20 protein-coding genes are annotated in these 17130 nt (G+C 70.6%); 17 read left to right on the forward strand and 3 right to left on the reverse strand.

Translation table 11 applies throughout. The features are described 5' to 3' along the window. The first annotated feature begins 468 nt into the window (after positions 1–468). The 10 genes from AACH11_RS19320 (at position 469) to tatC (ending at position 7491) form a co-directional block, all read left to right on the forward strand. Positions 469–1428 (forward strand): ATP-binding protein, encoded by a 960-nt coding sequence (locus AACH11_RS19320; RefSeq protein WP_341375903.1) that lies wholly within the window; start codon positions 469–471, stop codon positions 1426–1428. Continuing rightward, a complete protein-coding gene (locus AACH11_RS19325; RefSeq protein ID WP_341375904.1) occupies positions 1421–1933 on the forward strand; it encodes an NUDIX domain-containing protein in 513 nt (170 codons plus the stop codon). The genes AACH11_RS19320 and AACH11_RS19325 overlap by 8 nt, the downstream gene beginning before the upstream one ends. Before the next feature lie 82 nt (positions 1934–2015). Beyond that, the gene (locus AACH11_RS19330) at positions 2016–3932 is read left to right on the forward strand and encodes an acyltransferase family protein (protein ID WP_341375905.1); all 1917 of its coding nucleotides are present in this window, start codon (positions 2016–2018) and stop codon (positions 3930–3932) included. 61 nt (positions 3933–3993) lie between these two features. Then, complete coding sequence (hisI, locus tag AACH11_RS19335) at positions 3994–4395, forward strand: phosphoribosyl-AMP cyclohydrolase (protein WP_341375906.1); 402 nt, start codon at positions 3994–3996, stop codon at positions 4393–4395. Beyond that, positions 4392–4736, forward strand: coding sequence for a phosphoribosyl-ATP diphosphatase (locus AACH11_RS19340; RefSeq protein WP_341375907.1), 345 nt, complete (start codon positions 4392–4394; stop codon positions 4734–4736). Before hisI ends, AACH11_RS19340 begins: the two co-directional genes overlap by 4 nt. 46 nt (positions 4737–4782) lie before the next feature. Beyond that, positions 4783–5175: a DUF4870 family protein gene (locus AACH11_RS19345; RefSeq protein ID WP_341375908.1), complete on the forward strand. Its 393-nt coding sequence runs from the start codon at positions 4783–4785 to the stop codon at positions 5173–5175. 69 nt (positions 5176–5244) lie between these two features. Further along, on the forward strand, positions 5245–5592 hold the full coding sequence (locus AACH11_RS19350; RefSeq protein WP_341375909.1) for a histidine triad nucleotide-binding protein: 348 nt from the start codon (positions 5245–5247) through the stop codon (positions 5590–5592). A 244-nt stretch (positions 5593–5836) separates the two neighbouring features. Next, positions 5837–6061: a Sec-independent protein translocase subunit TatA gene (tatA, locus tag AACH11_RS19355; protein WP_341375911.1), complete on the forward strand. Its 225-nt coding sequence runs from the start codon at positions 5837–5839 to the stop codon at positions 6059–6061. A gap of 143 nt (positions 6062–6204) precedes the next feature. After that, entirely contained in the window at positions 6205–6684 is a 480-nt protein-coding gene (tatB, locus tag AACH11_RS19360) for a Sec-independent protein translocase protein TatB (protein WP_341375912.1), read from the forward strand. 21 nt (positions 6685–6705) lie between these two features. After that, positions 6706–7491 (forward strand): twin-arginine translocase subunit TatC, encoded by a 786-nt coding sequence (tatC, locus tag AACH11_RS19365; RefSeq protein WP_341375913.1) that lies wholly within the window; start codon positions 6706–6708, stop codon positions 7489–7491. A 92-nt stretch (positions 7492–7583) separates the two neighbouring features. Here tatC and AACH11_RS19370 read toward each other — a convergent pair whose 3' ends face one another. Continuing rightward, a complete protein-coding gene (locus tag AACH11_RS19370) occupies positions 7584–8750 on the reverse strand; it encodes a S1C family serine protease (RefSeq protein ID WP_341375914.1) in 1167 nt (388 codons plus the stop codon). A 61-nt stretch (positions 8751–8811) separates the two neighbouring features. Here AACH11_RS19370 and AACH11_RS19375 point away from each other — a divergent pair, with 61 nt between their 5' ends. Next, a complete protein-coding gene (locus AACH11_RS19375) occupies positions 8812–9564 on the forward strand; it encodes a Nif3-like dinuclear metal center hexameric protein (protein WP_341375915.1) in 753 nt (250 codons plus the stop codon). Between the two features lie 89 nt (positions 9565–9653). Beyond that, entirely contained in the window at positions 9654–10649 is a 996-nt protein-coding gene (pdxA, locus tag AACH11_RS19380) for a 4-hydroxythreonine-4-phosphate dehydrogenase PdxA (protein ID WP_341375987.1), read from the forward strand. Here the strand turns inward: pdxA and AACH11_RS19385 are convergent. Together AACH11_RS19385 and mscL are read right to left on the reverse strand one after the other, a co-directional pair. Then, a complete protein-coding gene (locus tag AACH11_RS19385) occupies positions 10624–11988 on the reverse strand; it encodes a hypothetical protein (RefSeq protein ID WP_341375916.1) in 1365 nt (454 codons plus the stop codon). The two genes, pdxA and AACH11_RS19385, sit on opposite strands and share 26 nt — an antisense overlap. A gap of 167 nt (positions 11989–12155) precedes the next feature. Beyond that, on the reverse strand, positions 12156–12575 hold the full coding sequence (gene mscL, locus AACH11_RS19390) for a large conductance mechanosensitive channel protein MscL (RefSeq protein ID WP_341375917.1): 420 nt from the start codon (positions 12573–12575) through the stop codon (positions 12156–12158). A gap of 188 nt (positions 12576–12763) precedes the next feature. Here mscL and petA point away from each other — a divergent pair, with 188 nt between their 5' ends. The 5 genes from petA to AACH11_RS19415 all read left to right on the forward strand — a co-directional run bounded on the left by petA (position 12764) and on the right by AACH11_RS19415 (position 17097). Continuing rightward, positions 12764–13363 (forward strand): ubiquinol-cytochrome c reductase iron-sulfur subunit, encoded by a 600-nt coding sequence (gene petA / locus AACH11_RS19395; protein ID WP_341375918.1) that lies wholly within the window; start codon positions 12764–12766, stop codon positions 13361–13363. A gap of 121 nt (positions 13364–13484) precedes the next feature. Then, positions 13485–14882, forward strand: coding sequence for a cytochrome b (locus AACH11_RS19400; protein ID WP_341375919.1), 1398 nt, complete (start codon positions 13485–13487; stop codon positions 14880–14882). A gap of 25 nt (positions 14883–14907) precedes the next feature. Further along, positions 14908–15693 carry a cytochrome c1 gene (locus tag AACH11_RS19405; RefSeq protein WP_341375920.1) on the forward strand — a complete coding sequence of 262 codons (786 nt, stop codon included), beginning with the start codon at positions 14908–14910 and terminating at the stop codon, positions 15691–15693. Positions 15694–15854: 161 nt separating this feature from the next. Continuing rightward, the gene (locus AACH11_RS19410; RefSeq protein WP_341375921.1) at positions 15855–16478 is read left to right on the forward strand and encodes a glutathione S-transferase N-terminal domain-containing protein; all 624 of its coding nucleotides are present in this window, start codon (positions 15855–15857) and stop codon (positions 16476–16478) included. Positions 16479–16512: 34 nt separating this feature from the next. After that, positions 16513–17097 (forward strand): ClpXP protease specificity-enhancing factor, encoded by a 585-nt coding sequence (locus tag AACH11_RS19415; RefSeq protein ID WP_341375922.1) that lies wholly within the window; start codon positions 16513–16515, stop codon positions 17095–17097. Positions 17098–17130 lie beyond the last annotated feature (33 nt).

A 17130-nucleotide genomic window follows, 5' to 3' on the forward strand; every position in this document is an offset into this window, starting at 1 on the left:
TCCGGGGGGGGGTTGTTGGGGGGGGGGGGGGCGTGCACCGAGCGCGGGGCGCGGGGCGGCTGACCGGATCCCTCCGTGTCCCCCGCCGTCCGTCCACTGGACGGACGGCTCCTCCTTGACCTGCGGGATCCGGTCAGCCGCCCCACGCCCCGCCTCATCACCCTGGCATGTCCGCTGCCGCTGCTGCTGCTGCTGCTGCCGCCGGTTCCGGTGGTGGCAGGCGGGGGCCGGTGGCCTGGGGGCGCTCACGCAAGTCAAGGAGGAGACGACCGTCCGGCGGACGGTCGGCGGGGGACATGGAGTGAGCGCCCCCAGGCCACCGGCCCTCGCGAGCTCCGTCCATCGGCCTCCGCCAGCTCAGCTCGCCACGTCGCCGTGCAGCCAGGGCGACATGGCCCAGCACGTCAACCGCCGAGCCATCCTTCCGCCCATCCACCCGCCCACCACCCATGGCTACACTCGCCCGCCATGAGTGCCTCCACCCTCGACTCGCTGCTCACCCGCGCCGATCGCCTGCTGGCCCGGCTCGAACACCTGGTGCCCCAGGCCCTGTCCGCACCCGACTGGGACGCCTCCGTCGCCTACCGCTACCGCAAGCGCGGCGCCGCCGGCTGGCTGCAGCCCGTGCGCCACCTCGCCACCATCACCTTCGACGACATCCAGGAAGTCGATGGCCAGAAGGAGCGCCTGCTGCGCAACACCGAACAGTTCGTCGCCGGCCGCCCCGCCAACAACGTGCTGATGACCGGCGCCCGCGGCACCGGCAAGAGCAGCCTGGTCAAGGCCTGCCTCAACGCCTACGCGCCCCGCGGCCTGCGCCTGATCGAGGTCGACAAGACCGACCTCGTCGACCTGCCCGACCTCGTCGACCTCGTCGCCAGCCGCCCCGAGCGCTTCATCGTCTTCTGCGACGACCTCAGCTTCGACGACGGCGAGCCCGGCTACAAGGCCCTCAAGAGCATCCTCGACGGCAGCGTCTCGGCCACCGGCGACAACGTGCTGATCTACGCCACCAGCAACCGCCGCCACCTGCTGCCCGAGTACATGAAGGAGAACCTCGGCTACAAGCACACCGAGGACGGCGAGGTCCACCCCGGCGAGGGCGTCGAGGAGAAGATCAGCCTGTCCGAGCGCTTCGGCCTGTGGATCAGCTTCTACCCGTTCAGCCAGGACGAGTACCTGGCCATCGTCGCCCAGTGGCTGAGCCACTACGGCCTCGACGAGGCCGCCATCGATGCCGCCCGCCAGCCCGCGCTGGTCTGGGCGCTGGAGCGCGGCTCGCGCTCCGGCCGCGTCGCCTTCCAGTTCGCCCGTGATCTGGCCGGCCGCCATCGCCCCGGAGCCGCACCGGCCGACGACGGCTTCGTGCTGCAGCCCATGGTGCGGGCCGACGAGATCGAACCCCCGGCCGGACTCGACCATGTCTGAGCCCGCCGACACCCCCCGCATCACCCGCGTCGACGGCGCCCCGCAAGGCGACCGCCCGGTCACCGACGTCGCCGTCGGCGTGCTCGTGCGCCGCACCCAGGACGCCGACGGCCGCTGGCACGAGGCCGATTTCCTGCTGACCAGCCGCCCGGTCGGCAAGGTCTACGCCGGCTGCTGGGAATTCCCCGGCGGCAAGTTCGAGCCGGGCGAGACGCTGGAGCAGGCCCTGCGCCGCGAGCTGCAGGAGGAGATCGGCATCACCATCGGCGCCATCCAGCCCTGGCGCGTCGAGCTGTTCGACTATCCGCATGCCCGCGTGCGCCTGCAGTTCTGCAAGGTCCACGACTGGACGGGTGAGTTCGAGATGCGTGAAGGCCAGCAGATGGCCTGGTGCCGCCTGCCGGTGGCCGTCAGCCCGGTGCTGCCCGGCACGTTGCCGGTGCTGCGCTGGTTCGCCGACGAGCGGGGGCACGCCGGCGCGTTGTGCGCCGACGGTTCCGCCTGACGCCCGTCGCGTTCCCCGCATTCGCGGGGCGCGACCTCACGCGCGAGACGGACCGGACTTTTCCGCCGATCCGCAACAGGGCGTGACGCGGATACTGCGCACCGCGCCGGGGCCGCAGTTCGACCTCGGCGTCCATGCCTTGTCCGCCTACATTCCCCAGATCGACGGCCTGCGCGCGCTGGCCGTGCTCGGTGTCCTGCTGTTCCATGTCCACTGGTCAGGCCTGCCCGGTGGCTTTCTCGGCGTCGATGTCTTCTTCGTCATCTCCGGCTGGCTGATCATCGGCCTGCTGCGCGAGCAGGTGCTGGCGCAGCGCTTCTCGTGGCCGGTGTTCCTGGGCCGGCGCGTGCTGCGGCTGGCGCCGGCGCTGCTGCTGACCGTGCTGCTGACCGTCGCGGTGTTCGGCATCGTGCGGCCACCGGCGCTGCAGGGCGATCTGCAGGCCAGCGCCTGGGCCAGCCTGCTGGCGGTGGCCAACCTCTGGTTCCTGGCCACCACCTCCTACTTCGCCGACAACCAGGACGCGCCGCTGCTGCACACCTGGTCGCTGGCCGTCGAGGAGCAGTTCTATCTGGTCGCGCCTCTGCTGGTCTGGTGGCTCTACCGGCGCGGCGTGCCGGAGCGCGAGCGGCGGCTGTGGCTGCTGGCCACCGTCGGCCTGTGCGTGCTGGCCGAGGTCTGGACCCGGCTCGCGCCCGGCCAGGCCTTCTACCTACCGGTCACCCGTGCCTGGGAGTTCCTGGCCGGCGGCGCGCTGCGCATCGGCCTGCCACCCGGGCGCTGGCCGCGCCTGCGCCGCGCCGGTGGCTGGGCCGGGCTGGCACTGCTGGCCGCCTGCTACCACCTGACCGACGAGCGCGCGCACTTTCCCGGCCTCGGCGCGCTGCCCGGCGTGCTGGCCACGCTGCTGATCCTGGCGGCGGCCGGCTGCGGTGGCATGCTCGACCGGCTGCTGGCCTGGGCGCCGCTGCGCGGGATCGGGCGCATCTCGTATTCGGTCTACCTGGTGCACTGGCCGCTGGTCTGCCTGGCGATGACCTTCGCCGCGCTGTACTCGGTCAAGGTGCAGTTGCTGGTCATCGGCCTGAGCCTGGTGCTGGGGGCCTTGAGCTGGGCGCTGGTCGAGGCCCCGGCGCGGGCGCTGGCCGGTCGTCTGCGCTGGGTCGACGTCGGTCGTGGCTATGTCCTCGTCCTCGGGCTGGCGCTGGCCGCGGTGCCCCTGCTGCGGCTGGCGACCACGGCCTGGTGGGCGGATCACCCGCGGGCCCTGGCCTGGGCCGAGTTCCACGACGCGCGCGACGTGTTCCACGAGGGCGGCTGCCTGCTGACGGCCGACCGGGTGCACGACGCCGGCCTGAGCCTGCCCGAGCCCTGTCTGCGCCTGGTGCCCGGCCGCCGCCATGTTCTGGTGTTGGGCGACAGCCATGCGGCCAACCTCGGCGCTCTGCTGCAGGCGCATCTGGGCGCCGGCGTTCAGGTGCTGCGGGCGCCGGCCATCGGCTGCCGCCCGGTGCTGGGCAGCAGTGGCTCGGCCGACTGCCGGGCCTGGTTCGAGCGGATGCTCGGCCCCTGGCTGCAGGCACACGCCGGCCGCATCGACGAGCTGGTGCTGGTCGGCTACTGGGAGACGGGTGACCCGGTCCGGCTGGCCGAGACCGTGCGCCGCGCGCTGCCGCTGGTGCGGCAGGTGACCGTCGTCGGCCCCTGGCCCGACTACCTGTCGCGCGTACCCGGCCTGCTGGCCTGGAGCGAGATCCTCGGCACCGACCTCGCACCGCGCCTGATGCGCCGCGAGCGCCAGGCCCTGGTCGACGCGCTGCGCGCCGAGGTGCCGGCGCCGGCGCGCTACGTCGACGCCTGGCGCGGGGTCTGCACGCCGCGCTGCGAGCCGAGCGACGACGAGGGCCGGCCGCTCTACATCGACCGCAACCACCTGAGCATCGCCGGCGTGCAGCGCCTGCTCGGCCAGGCCTGGCCGGAGCCGGCGGCCGGGCGCTGAGCGGGCCGCGCCACCGGCGCCGGTCGCGGCCCGTGCGGCCGCCCTCGCTACACTCAGGCCCATGGAATGGCTGGACAGCATCAAATGGGACCGCGACGGCCTCGTGCCGGTGATCGCGCAGGAGGCGGCCAGCGGTGACGTGCTGATGTTCGCGTGGATGAACCGCGAGGCCCTGCAGCTCACCGCCGAGCGCCAGCAGGCCGTCTACTTCAGCCGCTCGCGCCAGCGGCTGTGGCACAAGGGCGAGGAGAGCGGGCACTTCCAGCAGGTGCACGAGATCCGCCTGGACTGCGACAACGACGTCGTGCTGCTCAAGATCACCCAGCTCGGCCACGAGCCCGGCATCGCCTGCCACACCGGCCGCCACAGCTGCTTCTACAGCGTGCTGCGCGACGGCGCCTGGCAGCCGGTCGAGCCGGTGCTGCAGGATCCGGCCACCATCTACCGCCAGCCCAAGCCATGACCGCACCGATGCTTTCCCAGGATCTGCTGGCCCGTCTGGCCGAGGTCATCGAATCGCGCAAGCCCGCCGCCGGCGGCGATCCCGACAAGAGCTACGTCGCCCGCCTGTTCCACAAGGGCACCGACACCATCCTGAAGAAGGTCGGCGAGGAAGCCGTCGAGACGGTGATGGCCGGCAAGGACGGCGACCGGCAGAAGATCGTCTACGAGGTGGCCGATCTGTGGTTCCACTCGATGGTCGCGCTGGCCCATTTCGACCTCAAGCCGGCCGACGTGGTGGCCGAGCTGGCCCGCCGCGAGGGCCTGTCCGGCCTCGAGGAATTCGCCCGCCGGCCGGGCTGAACGCCCACCGCCACGCCGGCCCGCATCGCCCAGACCGTCGATCACCATGTCCTCGCCTGCCGCCGAACCCGTCGTCCTCGATCCGGAGCGTGAGCGCTCGCTGATCACGCTCGGTCACGTCAGCTACGCGCTGCATGCCTTCGTCGCCATCGGTGCGGTGCTGCCGGGCACCCAGGCCAGCGTCGGCCTGCTGGTGCTGGCCTTCGTGATCGACCTGGTCAAGCGCGACGAGGCGGCCGGCAGCTGGCAGGCCAGCCACTTCCGCTGGCGCATCCGCAGCGTGCTGTGGTCGGCGCTGGCCTACGGGCTGACGCTGCCGCTGTGGCTGCTGCTGATCGTCCCGGGCTGGATCGCCTGGGGGCTGATCTCGGTCTGGTTCCTCTGGCGGGTGCTGCGCGGCTGGACCGCGCTGCGTGACCGCCGGCCGATGCCGGTCTGAGGCACCGGCCGCCCGGGGCCGGCGGCGCGCCCGTCGACGCCCCTGTCCTTTCCCTTCGCCTTCCGTCCCATGCACACCGATCCGAACTGCATCTTCTGCAAGATCGTCGCCGGCCAGATCCCGGCCCGCAAGGTCCACGAGGACGACGAGCTGCTGGCCTTCCACGACATCGCGCCCTGGGCGCCGGTGCACGTGCTGATCATCCCCAAGACCCACATCGTCAGCATGGCCGAGGTGACCGATGCCGAGGCCGCCCTGCTGGGCCGCATGATGACGCTGTCGCCGAAGCTGATGCGTGATCTGGGGGTCACCAACGGCTTCCGTCACATCATCAACACCGGTGTCGACGGCGCGCAGGAGGTGATGCACCTGCACCTGCACGTGATGGGCGGCCCGCGTCCCTGGTCCAAGGGCTGACCGACGGCGGTGTCCGGCACGGCGGCACGGCGGCCCAGGCCCGGCGCCGTGGGGCCTGCCGCCATCGCGGCCTGCACGACTCTGTGTCGTCGCGGCCACGGTGGCGACACGGCCGGCCCCTAGAATGGTCCGTTTTCTCCCATCGCCGGGCGTCCGTTCCGTGACGGCCGCGCGGACGGGGGGCTTTCAATTCCGGTTGCCGGCCTCATGTGCCGGCATCCTTCCCTCACGCAGGAGTCTCGACATGGGTTCATTCAGCATCTGGCACTGGCTGATCGTGCTGGTCGTGGTGGTGCTGATCTTCGGTACCAAGAAGCTCAAGAACGTCGGCAGTGACCTCGGGTCGGCCGTCAAGGGCTTCAAGGACGGCATGCGCGACGGCAATGCCGCCGCCGACACGCCGCAGCAGGTCACCCAGAAGGCGGCCGACGCCAACACCGTCGACGTCGAGGCCAAGACCAAGTCCTGAGTCCGGCCGCTGTCGGCGCGGCCTGGCGCCGCCGCCGACCGGGTGGCCGCGCACCGGCCCGCCGTTGCCGCCGTCCCTGAGCCGTTCTGTCCGGTCGACCCCGCCTTCCGGGGGCGGCCGGATCTTCCCTGCCGTCCCCGCGCATGATCGACCTCGGCTTCGACAAGATGCTCATCGTCGGTACCGTGGCCTTGCTGGTCATCGGTCCGAAGGACCTGCCGCGCGTCGCCCGCACGGTGGGCACCATGCTGGGCAAGGCCCGGCGCTACGTCACCGACGTCAAGGCCGAGGTGTCCCGCTCGATCGAGCTGGAGGAGCTGCAGAAGGCCAAGGCCCAGTTCGAGTCCGCCGCGCGCGACGTCGAGCACTCGGTCCACGAGCAGTTCAACCAGATCGGTGGCGAGGTCTCCGGCGCGCTGTCGGGTGACGACACGTCCTGGTCGTCCAGCGGTTCCGCCTGGGAGCCGCCGCCTCCGGCCTACAAGCATCCGGACAAGCACTGGCGCGTCAAGCGCGGTGCGATGCCCCGGTGGTACAAGCAGCGCCAGGGCGTGCGGCAGAAGGTGCAGTCGGGCGCGGCCCGTGTGGCCCGCCACCGCCCGCGTCCCGGCACCCTGAAGTGAAGTCAAGCGAGCCCTGCCGCGATGAGTGAACCCCGCGACGAGCTCGAAGGCACCGAGCAGCCCTTCGTCTCCCACCTGATCGAACTGCGCGACCGCCTGGTGCGCGCGCTGCTGGCCGTGGCCGTGGTCTTCGGCGGGCTGTGCCTGTGGCCGGGGCCCGGCGGCATGTACGACCTGCTGGCCGCGCCGCTGATCGCCCACCTGCCCAAGGGTTCGACGCTGATCGCCACCAGCGTGATCTCGCCGTTCATCGTGCCGTTGAAGATCACGCTGATGGCGGCCTTCCTGGTCGCGCTGCCGATCGTGCTCTACCAGGTCTGGGCCTTCGTCGCGCCCGGCCTCTACAACCACGAGAAGAAGATGGTGCTGCCGCTGGTCGTCAGCAGCACCCTGCTGTTCCTGGTCGGCGTGGCCTTCTGCTACTTCTTCGTCTTCGGCAAGGTCTTCGCGTTCATCCAGAGCTTCGCGCCCAAGAGCATCACGGCCGCGCCGGACATCGAGGCCTATCTGAGCTTCGTGCTGACCATGTTCATCGCCTTCGGCGCCGCCTTCGAGGTGCCGGTGGCGGTGGTGGTGCTGGCGCGCATCGGCCTGGTGACGATCGCCCAGCTCAAGGAGTGGCGCGGCTACTTCATCGTCGTGGCCTTCATCATCGCGGCCGTCGTCACGCCGCCCGACGTGGTCTCGCAGCTGGCGCTGGCCATCCCGATGTGCATCCTCTACGAGGTCGGCATCTGGTCGGCCCAGGTCTTCATCCGCCATACCCAGCGGCCCGAGGACGCGGCCGAGGACAACAAGGCGGCCTGAGGCCGGTCACCCGCCCCGGGTCTCCAGGGCGGGACCCGCATCTGGCGCTGTTGTGGCACGGCCGCGTGCGACGCGCACGCAGCGCCGTGCGGTCAGCGCCGTGCGATCTGCGGTGGCCTGCGGGCCACCGACAGTTTCAGCTCCAGCGCCTGGCTGCCGCGCTGCACCGCCACCGTCACCGGCTGGCCCGGCGTCAGCGCCGCGACCTGGTTGAGCAACTCCGGGACACTGTGGACGGTGCGGCCGTCGATCTCGCGCACCACATCGCCCGGGCGCATGCCGCCCTTGGCCGCCGGCCCTTCGGCCAGCACGCCGGTGATCAGCACGCCCTCGCTGACCGGCAGGTGGAAGCTCTCGACGAACTCGGGCGTCAGCTCGCGCGGCTCGACGCCGAGCCAGCCGCGCGTGACCTGGCCGTCGCGCAGCAGGCTCTCCATCACCTGGCGCGCCAGATCGACCGGGATCGCGAAGCCGATGCCCATGCTGCCACCCGAGCGCGAGAAGATCGCGGTGTTGATGCCCACCAGATGGCCCTGGGCGTCGACCAGCGCGCCGCCCGAGTTGCCCGGGTTGATCGCCGCATCGGTCTGGATGAAGCTCTCGAACGTCGACAGGCCCAGCCCCTGGCGGCCGAGCGCACTGACGATGCCGGCCGTCACCGTCTGGCCGACGTTGAACGGGTTGCCGATCGCCAGCACCGCGTCGCCCACCTGCAGCGCATCGACGCGGCCCAGCGTGATCGCCGGCAGCTCGTCGAGCGCGATGCGCAGCACGGCCAGATCGGTTTCCGGATCGGTGCCCACCACCTCGGCCACGGCCTGGCGGCCATCGCTCAGCCGCACCATGATGCGGCCGGCTCCTTCGACCACGTGGTTGTTGGTCAGCAGCACGCCGTCGCTGGAGACGATGACGCCGGAGCCGAAGCCGGTCTCGTCCGGATCGACCCGGGGCAGGGCGTTGAACGGCCGGCTGCCGCCCCGCTCGTCCTGCGCGTTGGCCGACTTGCTGGCCATCACGCTGACGACGGCCGGTGCGGCCACGCGGGCTGCCGTCGCGTAGCCGCCACCGCTGGCGGCCGGCTCGGGCATCAGCCGCGGCAACCCGGTGGGCACGCTGCGCAGGGTGACCACGGGTGGCCCGTTCCAGCCGGCCGCACGGGGTGCCGGACCGAGCCAGTGGGGCTTGAGGGTGCCGATGACGAACACGGTGGCCAGCACCACCGTGACGGCCTGCGAAAATAGCAACCAGAGTCTGCGCATGGGGTGCAGCACCATCGCCGGCGACGGCCCATCGGGCCGCGCAGGGCAGGGAGCAAGGCGGATGGCCCGCAGAGATCAGCTCGTGACCTACCTCGGCCAACTGCTGGAGGTCGACCGCTACAAGGATTATGGGCCGAACGGCCTGCAGATCGAGGGCGGCGGCGAGATCCGCCGCATCGTCAGCGGCGTGACGGCCAGCCTGGACCTCATCGAGGCCGCCATCGCCTGGCGGGCCGATGCGCTGCTGGTCCATCACGGTCTGTTCTGGCGTGGCCATGACGGTCGCCTGACCGGCTGGCTGCGCCAGCGCGTGGCGCGCCTGATGGCCCATGACATCAACCTGCTGGCCTACCACCTGCCGCTGGACGGTCATGCGGCGCTGGGCAACAACGCGACCTTGGGCGCGTGCCTGGGGCTGCGCGCGGATGCCCGCTTCGGTGAGCAGGCGCTGGGCTTCATCGGCGATGCCCCGGCCGATCTGGCGGACGCCGGTGCGCTCGCGCGCCGCTGCGCCGAGGTGCTGGGCCGGGAGCCGGTGCTGCTGCCGGGCGATGGCCGGCCCTTGCGTCGCATCGCCTGGTGCACCGGCGGTGCCCAGGGCTGGTTCGAGGCGGCGATCGCCGCAGGTGCCGATGCCTACATCAGCGGCGAGCTGTCGGAGCCGCAGGCGCACCTGGCCCGCGAGACCGGCGCCGCCTATCTGGCCTGCGGCCACCACGCGACCGAGCGCTACGGCGCACCGGCGCTCGGCGAACATCTGGCGCGCGAGTTCGGCCTCGAGCACCGTTTCATCGAGATCGACAACCCGGCATGAGCCTGCAGACCATGGTGAACGATTCCGCCGCTCCCGGGCCCCAGGTGGCGCCGGCCCCGTCCGTCACGCCGCCCTGGCTGTCGCTGAGCATGGGGGATCCGGCCGGCATCGGTCCCGAGACCATCGTGCGTGCGGCCGCCGCCGGTGCCCTCGACCGCGTGCTCGTCGTCGGTGATCCGCAGGTGCTGCAGCGTGCGCAGCGCCAGTGCGGCCTGCAGCGCCCGATCGCGGTGCTGGACGATCCGCACGATCGCAGCGTCGTCCCGCCCGGTGCGCTGGGTGTCTGGCGTCCGCCCGGTCTGCCCGAGGGCCTGGCCCAGCTGCCGATGGGGCGGGTGCAGGCGGCCTGCGGTGCGGCTGCGGCGGCCTGTGTCCGGGCGGCGGCCGGCCTGGCACGCGACGGTGCCGTCGCCGCACTGGTCACGGCGCCGATCCACAAGGAGGCCTTGGCCGCCGCCGGCGAGCCCTGGCCGGGCCACACCGAGCTGCTGCAGGATCTGGCCGGTGGGGTGCCGGTGCGCATGATGCTGGCCAACGGCCAGCTCGCCGTCGTGCTGGTGACGATCCATGTCGCGCTCCGGCAGGCCATCGAGCGGCTCGACGAGGCCGGCATCCTGCAGACGCTGCGCATCGCCGACCAGGCGGCCCGGCGTTGGGGTCTGGCCGCGCCGCGCATCGCCGTGGCCGGCCTCAATCCGCACGCGGGCGAGGGCGGCCTGTTCGGCGACGAGGAGATTCGCATCATCGCCCCGGCCATTGCCCGGGCCCGCGCCGAGGGCATCGATGCCCGGGGGCCGTTCGCGCCGGACACGGTCTTCATGCGCGCCCGACACGATCCGCCCCGCCATCCGGGTGAATTCGACGTCGTCGTCGCGATGACGCATGACCACGGCCTGATTCCGGTCAAGTACCTCGGCGTCGACGAGGGCGTGAACGTCACGCTGGGCCTGCCCTTCGTCCGCACCAGTCCGGACCATGGCACGGCCTTCGACATCGCGGGTCAGGGGGTGGCCGATGCGGCCAGCCTGCAGGCGGCGGTGCGCATGGCGCGGCGCCTGGTCAGCGATCCGGCACGGGCGGACTGAGGCGGGGCGCCGGGCCTTGTGCCAGCTCGGCCAGCTGGCGCCGGGTGCGATCGCGCGCCAGGTCCAGCCAGTGGCTCCATGGCAGGGCCTGGGGCTCGGGATGCCAGGTCGGCGGCAGGCTGCAGCCCAGGGCGCCGGCCAGCCGGGTCAGCGCGGCGTGGCAGTGGCCCAGTGACCGTGGCTCCGGCAGGCCCGGGCGCTGGCGCAGCACCACGGCATGCAGCGTCAGCAGCTCGGCCAGCCAGGCTTCGCGCCGTGCCGGTGGCCAGTCCAGATGGTCGAGCGCCAGCTGCAAGGCCTTCATCAGCGCGGGCAGGCGCTGCGCAAGGCCGGGCCGCGGCCAGGCCGCGACGGCTGGCAGCGTGCTCAGCAACAGCTCCAGCGCCCAGGCCCGGCACAGGGCGCTGGCCGCGGGCGTGCCCGTCAACGGGGCTGCGCCGCCGTCCGGCAGGGCGGGCAGGGCGGGGGGATCGCCGGCCTCGGCGCGCTGGATCAGCGGCAGCCACAGCGTCCTCATCAACCGACCGATGGCGGCCGGGGCGCCGACGCGGGCCGGGGTCTGCTCGAGCAGCTGCTCCAGGCTGGCGTCACGGTCGTCAGGCGCCGGCCACGCGGCTGTCCGGGCCGAGGCCGGTGCGTCATCGGGGTTGCTGTCCGGCGTCTGCGAGGGGATGCCCGAGGGCGTCGGGGCCGTGCCGCCATCCTGCGGTTGCGGCCAGTGTGCCGCCAGCGCCAGGCAGGTCTCGCCCAGCGCCGGGCCCCAGCTGCGGCCCAGCTCCTCGCACAGCAGCAGGCGCAGCTCGGGCTCGTCGCACAGGGCCTCCAGGGCCTGGGTCAGGGCCTGGGTCAGTTGTTCGGGCTGCAGCAGCTGGGTGCGCAGCGTCGCCGGCCATTGCGGCCAGAGCTGGCCCATGCGGTCCTGCAGTGCGCGCAGTGGATGGGCACAGGCGACGGCCAGTTCATCGGCCAGCCGCGCGGCGGCGCTGTGCAGCGCCAGTTCGTCGGCGCTGACGCCGGCCAGTTGCTCCCAGCGGGAGATCAGTTCGTCGGGGCTGGGGCAACGGCTGTCGGCCACGCCGCCCGGGCGCAGCGCCAGCAGGCGAGCGCAATCGGCCAGCAGCGCGGCCTCGAAGTCGTGGGACAGCACGCCGACGCGGCGGGCCAACAAGGCCTGTGCGGCCAGCAGGCGCTCACGGATTTCGGCGCTCAGTTCGTCGCCGGTGCCCAGGCACAGACGATCCCGGCAACGCAGGGCGCTGCCGTGCAGCGAGCGGGCCATGCGGCTGATGGCCGCGCCGAGGCCCGGCGGCAGGCGAGGTGGGGTATGGGGGGCGACCATGGCACACGGACGGCTGCGGCACCTCGGGCCGCATGCGGTGCGCGGCCACCGGCGGCCGCGCATCCATGCCAGGGTCTTCGGTCGATCACGGCTGGACTTGAGGACCGGATCGCCCGAGAGAGGGCGCACCTCCGGTCGATTCCGGTCCCGCTGACGCGCCCGCCCGCTCAGCGCTTGAGACTGTCGCGGATCTCGCGCAGCAGCATCACGTCCTCCGGCGTCGGGGCCGGCGGTGCGGGCGGCGCCGGCGGTGCCTCGGCCTTCATGCGGTTGATCTGCTTGACCATCATGAAGATGATGAAGGCCAGGATCACGAAGTTGACGGCGATGGTGATGAAGTTGCCGTAGGCGATCACCGCGCCGGCCTTCTTGGCCTCGGCCAGCGTGGCGGCCGGTGCGCCCGACAGCTGGATGAAGTGGTTGCTGAAGTCCAGGCCGCCGAAGACCTTGCCGACGATCGGCATGATGACATCGCCCACGAGCGAGTCGACGATCTTCCCGAAGGCGCCGCCGATGATCACGCCGACGGCCAGATCGACCACGTTGCCCTTGAGGGCGAACTCCTTGAATTCACTGCCGATGCTCACTGACGACTCCTCTGGCAAGCTTGTTTGATGCAGGGCAAAACAATGGCCCTTTACGAGTATCGGCCGACTTGAGTGCCTGTCCATCGTGGCTTTCGTGACGATTGCACGGAGGCCGCTCATCTAGAATCTTTGGCTGTCCCGCGAGCGCCCTGCGGCGCATCCGTAGCATCCGCAAGAAGAGGATTCCCATGAGTGACAGCACCGTCGATCAGGGTCGACGCACCTGGGTGGCGATCACGGCCGGCGCCGGCGCCGTCGGTGGCGTGGCCGCCGCCGTACCGTTCGTCAGCACCTTCGCCCCGTCGGAGCGCGCCAAGGCCGCCGGTGCGGCCGTCGAGGCCGACATCAGCGGCCTGAAGCCGGGCGAGAAGATGACGGTCGAATGGCGTGGCAAGCCGGTGTGGATCGTGCGCCGCACGCCCGAGATGCTCGAGGGTCTGAAGAAGACGGAGCCTCTCGTGGCAGACCCTGCCAGCGAACGCAAGCCGTCCGAGCTGACCCCCGAGTACGCGCGCAACGCGCACCGCTCGATCAAGCCCGAGTACCTGGTCGCCGTCGGCATCTGCACCCACCTGGGCTGTTCGCCGTCCGACAAGTTCGCCACCGGTGCCCAGCCTTCGTTGCCGGGGGACTGGCAGGGGGGCTTCCTCTGCCCCTGTCACGGTTCGACCTTCGACATGGCCGGCCGCGTGTTCAAGAACGTGCCCGCGCCGGACAACCTCGAGGTGCCGCCGCACATGTACCTGTCGGACGCCAAGCTGCTGATCGGCGAGGACAAGAAGGGTTGACGGGCCGGCTCCGCGCACCCGCCGCCCACCGGGCGGTCGTCCGCGGACAGTCCGCCTGATCGCCGCGCCCATCCCGCGCTCACCCCATTACCCAGACGGCAGCAGTCGACAAGGCACGCACATGGCTACCTTCAAGGAAATTCCCGCCGACGCGCCCGTGGCCGCCAAGGTCACGAACTGGCTCGAGAACCGGTTCCCCACCGCGTTCGATGCCTACAAGGTGCACATGTCGGAGTACTACGCTCCGAAGAACTTCAACGCCTGGTACTTCTTCGGCTCGCTGGCACTGCTGGTGCTGGTGATCCAGATCGTCACCGGCATCTTCCTGGTGATGCACTACAAGCCGGACGCCAGCCTGGCGTTCGCCTCGGTCGAGTACATCATGCGCGATGTGCCCTGGGGCTGGCTGATCCGCTACATGCACTCCACCGGCGCCTCGGCGTTCTTCGTCGTGGTGTACCTGCACATGTGGCGCGGGCTGATCTACGGCAGCTACCGCAAGCCGCGCGAGCTGGTCTGGGTCTTCGGCTGCGCGATCTTCCTGTGCCTGATGGCCGAGGCCTTCATGGGTTATCTGCTGCCCTGGGGCCAGATGAGCTACTGGGGCGCCCAGGTGATCGTGAACCTGTTCGCCGCCGTGCCCTTCGTCGGCCCGGACCTGGCCCTGCTGATCCGTGGTGACTATGTCGTCGGTGACGCGACGCTCAACCGCTTCTTCAGCTTCCACGTCATCGCCGTGCCGCTGGTGCTGCTGGGTCTGGTCGTCGCCCACCTGCTGGCGCTGCACGACGTCGGCTCCAACAACCCGGACGGCGTCGAGATCAAGGCCAAGAAGGACGCCAGTGGCAAGCCGCTGGACGGCATCCCCTTCCATCCGTACTACACGGTGCACGACATCTTCGGCGTCGGCATGTTCCTGATGGTGTTCTGCGCCGTCATCTTCTTCGGTCCCGAGCTGGGTGGCTACTTCCTGGAGTACAACAACTTCATCCCGGCCGACCCGCTGAAGACGCCGCCGCACATCGCGCCGGTCTGGTACTTCACGCCGTTCTACTCGATGCTGCGGGCCACCACGGACGTGATGGTCAACGTGCTGGTCGTCATCCTGGCCCTCGGCGGGCTGGGTGCGCTGGCCGTGCTGCGCGGCAAGGCACGCATCGCCGCCGTGGTCGGCATCGTCATCGCCGCGGCTCTGCTGAAGACCTTCGACGCGAAGTTCTGGGGCGTGGTGGTGATGGGTGGCGCGGTCGTCATCCTGTTCTTCCTGCCCTGGCTGGACCATGCCCAGGCGAAGTCGCTGCGCTACCGTCCGAGCTGGCACAAGACGCTCTACGCGGTGTTCGTCGTCATCTTCGTCGTGCTGGGCTATCTGGGCATCCAGCCGCCGTCGGAGATCGGCACCATCGTCTCGCAGGTCGGCACGCTGTTCTATTTCGGCTTCTTCCTGCTGATGCCGTGGTGGAGCACGATCGGCACCTTCAAGCCGGTGCCCGAGCGCGTCACGTTCCAGCCTCACTGAGCCCACCGCCGCAGCGAGTACACACATGATCAAGAAGACTCTGGCCGTGCTGGCCACCGCGCTGCTGACCGCGCTGTCCTTCCCCGGCGCCGCCTCGGCCTCGGGCGGTGACGGCCCGGCCTGGGACAAGTTCCCGGCCGAGCGCGTCAAGGACATGACCGCGCTGCAGAACGGCGCCAAGCTGTTCGTCAACTACTGCCTGAACTGCCACGCCGCCGCCTTCATGCGCTACAACCGCCTGAAGGACATCGGTCTGACCGACGACCAGATCAAGCAGAACCTGGTCTTCGCCGGCGAGAAGGTCGGCGACCTGATGACGGTGTCGGCCAGCGCCAAGGACGGCAAGGACTGGTTCGGCGCCACGCCGCCGGACCTGACCGTGATCGCCCGCTCGCGCGCCGGTGCCCAGGGCAGCGGTGCCGACTACCTCTACACCTACATGCGGGGCTTCTACCGCGATCCGTCGCGGCCGACCGGCTGGAACAACAGCGTGTTCCCGGCCGTCGGCATGCCGCACGTGCTGTGGCAGCTGCAGGGTGAGCAGCGGGCGGTCTACGAGGAGCACAAGGATCCGCACGATCCGGCCAGGACCACCCACGTCTTCAAGGGCTTCGAGCTGGTCAAGCCCGGCACCCTGGGCAAGGCCGAGTACGACTCCGCCGTCGCCGATCTGGTCGCCTATCTGCAGTGGATGGGCGAGCCGGCGCAGGGCCTGCGGGTGCGTCTGGGCGTCGTCGTGATGCTCTTCCTGGCGGTCTTCACCTTCATTGCGTGGCGTCTGAATGCCGCGTTCTGGAAGGACGTGAAGTAAGCTATCGGGTTTTCCGCCCGACGACGTCGGCCTGAAGCCACGTCTTCGGGCCCGGCGCGCAGCGCTGGCATGCACCCCATGCCCGCTGCGCGCATTGCTTTTTGTGACTGCGGTGGCGTCGACGTCGCCACTGCCGCCCTAGACAACAGGAGCTCGCCACCATGATGGTGCTGTATTCAGGAACCACCTGCCCCTATTCGCACCGTTGCCGCTTCGTGTTGTTCGAGAAGGGCATGGACTTCGAGATCCGGGATGTCGACCTGTTCGCCAAGCCCGAGGACATCGCGCTGATGAACCCGTACAACGAGGTGCCCATCCTCGTCGAGCGCGACCTGATCCTGTACGAATCGCACATCATCAACGAGTACATCGACGAGCGCTTCCCGCATCCGCAGCTGATGCCGGGCGATCCGGTGGCCCGTGCCCGCGTGCGTCTGTTCCTGTTCAATTTCGAGAAGGAGCTGTTCGCCCATGTCAACCTGCTGGAGGGCCGCGGCCTGCCGGCGGGGACCAAGGCCACGGACAAGCAGCTGGAGAAGGCGCGCAGCCAGATCCGCGAGCGTCTGACGCAGCTCGCCCCGATCTTCCTGAAGAACAAGTACATGCTGGGCGACGACTTCAGCATGCTGGACGTGGCCATCGCTCCGCTGCTGTGGCGCCTGGACTACTACGGCATCGACCTGTCGAAGAACGCCGCACCGCTGCTGAAGTACGCCGAGCGCATCTTCTCGCGTCCGGCCTACATCGAGGCGCTGACGCCGTCCGAGAAGGTGATGCGCAAGTGATCGTGTGCCGCGTGCCAGCGCGTAGGATGTCGGCATGAACAGCAAGGCCGGCCCTGAGGATCAGGGCACTTCCACCCGTCCGTACCTGATCCGCGCGCTGCACGACTGGTGCAGCGACAACGGCTTCACGCCCTACATCGCCGTGTGCGTGACGCCGTCGGTGCAGGTGCCGATGGAGCATGTGCGCAACAACGAGATCGTGCTCAACGTCGGCTTCGAGGCCACCTCGGGGCTGCGCCTGGGCAATGAGTCGATCGAGTTCAAGGCCCGCTTCGGCGGCAAGGCGCGTGACATCTCGGTGCCGGTCGACCACGTCGTGGCGATCTATGCGCGCGAGAACGGCCAGGGCATGGCCTTCCCGATGCCGGCTGCGGCGCAGCCGGAGGCATCGCCGGCCGAGACCGCTCCCGCACCGGTCGCCGCTGCGCGCGGGGGCTTGCGCCTGGCCGGCGACGGTGCGGCGGACGACGCGGCCGAGCCGGTCGTCGACGGTGCTGCGCCGTCCGATGCCGGCACCCTGTCGGGCGCGGCCACCGAGGCCGGCACCACCGGCGACGAGCCCCCGCCGGCACCGCCCGCACCGGCGGGTGGTCGGCCGATGCTCAAGCGCGTGAAGTAGGGCACTCGCCCCTACAATGCGCCGCGCTGCCGC

This window comes from Pseudaquabacterium rugosum (assembly GCF_038066575.1).
GTDB lineage: Bacteria > Pseudomonadota > Gammaproteobacteria > Burkholderiales > Burkholderiaceae_C > Pseudaquabacterium > Pseudaquabacterium rugosum.

Excerpts from the sequence above, each read along its gene's own strand:
- AACH11_RS19320 (WP_341375903.1), top strand. The coding sequence starts at position 469 with ATGAGTGCCTCCACCCTCGACTCGCTGCTCACCCGCGCCGATCGCCTG.
- AACH11_RS19325 (WP_341375904.1), top strand. The coding sequence starts at position 1,421 with ATGTCTGAGCCCGCCGACACCCCCCGCATCACCCGCGTCGACGGCGCC.
- hisI (WP_341375906.1), top strand. The coding sequence starts at position 3,994 with ATGGAATGGCTGGACAGCATCAAATGGGACCGCGACGGCCTCGTGCCG.
- AACH11_RS19340 (WP_341375907.1), top strand. The coding sequence starts at position 4,392 with ATGACCGCACCGATGCTTTCCCAGGATCTGCTGGCCCGTCTGGCCGAG.
- AACH11_RS19345 (WP_341375908.1), top strand. The coding sequence starts at position 4,783 with ATGTCCTCGCCTGCCGCCGAACCCGTCGTCCTCGATCCGGAGCGTGAG.
- AACH11_RS19350 (WP_341375909.1), top strand. The coding sequence starts at position 5,245 with ATGCACACCGATCCGAACTGCATCTTCTGCAAGATCGTCGCCGGCCAG.
- tatA (WP_341375911.1), top strand. The coding sequence starts at position 5,837 with ATGGGTTCATTCAGCATCTGGCACTGGCTGATCGTGCTGGTCGTGGTG.
- tatB (WP_341375912.1), top strand. The coding sequence starts at position 6,205 with ATGATCGACCTCGGCTTCGACAAGATGCTCATCGTCGGTACCGTGGCC.
- tatC (WP_341375913.1), top strand. The coding sequence starts at position 6,706 with ATGAGTGAACCCCGCGACGAGCTCGAAGGCACCGAGCAGCCCTTCGTC.
- AACH11_RS19370 (WP_341375914.1), bottom strand. The coding sequence starts at position 8,750 with ATGCGCAGACTCTGGTTGCTATTTTCGCAGGCCGTCACGGTGGTGCTG.
- AACH11_RS19375 (WP_341375915.1), top strand. The coding sequence starts at position 8,812 with ATGGCCCGCAGAGATCAGCTCGTGACCTACCTCGGCCAACTGCTGGAG.
- pdxA (WP_341375987.1), top strand. The coding sequence starts at position 9,654 with ATGGGGGATCCGGCCGGCATCGGTCCCGAGACCATCGTGCGTGCGGCC.
- AACH11_RS19385 (WP_341375916.1), bottom strand. The coding sequence starts at position 11,988 with ATGGTCGCCCCCCATACCCCACCTCGCCTGCCGCCGGGCCTCGGCGCG.
- petA (WP_341375918.1), top strand. The coding sequence starts at position 12,764 with ATGAGTGACAGCACCGTCGATCAGGGTCGACGCACCTGGGTGGCGATC.
- AACH11_RS19400 (WP_341375919.1), top strand. The coding sequence starts at position 13,485 with ATGGCTACCTTCAAGGAAATTCCCGCCGACGCGCCCGTGGCCGCCAAG.
- AACH11_RS19405 (WP_341375920.1), top strand. The coding sequence starts at position 14,908 with ATGATCAAGAAGACTCTGGCCGTGCTGGCCACCGCGCTGCTGACCGCG.
- AACH11_RS19410 (WP_341375921.1), top strand. The coding sequence starts at position 15,855 with ATGATGGTGCTGTATTCAGGAACCACCTGCCCCTATTCGCACCGTTGC.
- AACH11_RS19415 (WP_341375922.1), top strand. The coding sequence starts at position 16,513 with ATGAACAGCAAGGCCGGCCCTGAGGATCAGGGCACTTCCACCCGTCCG.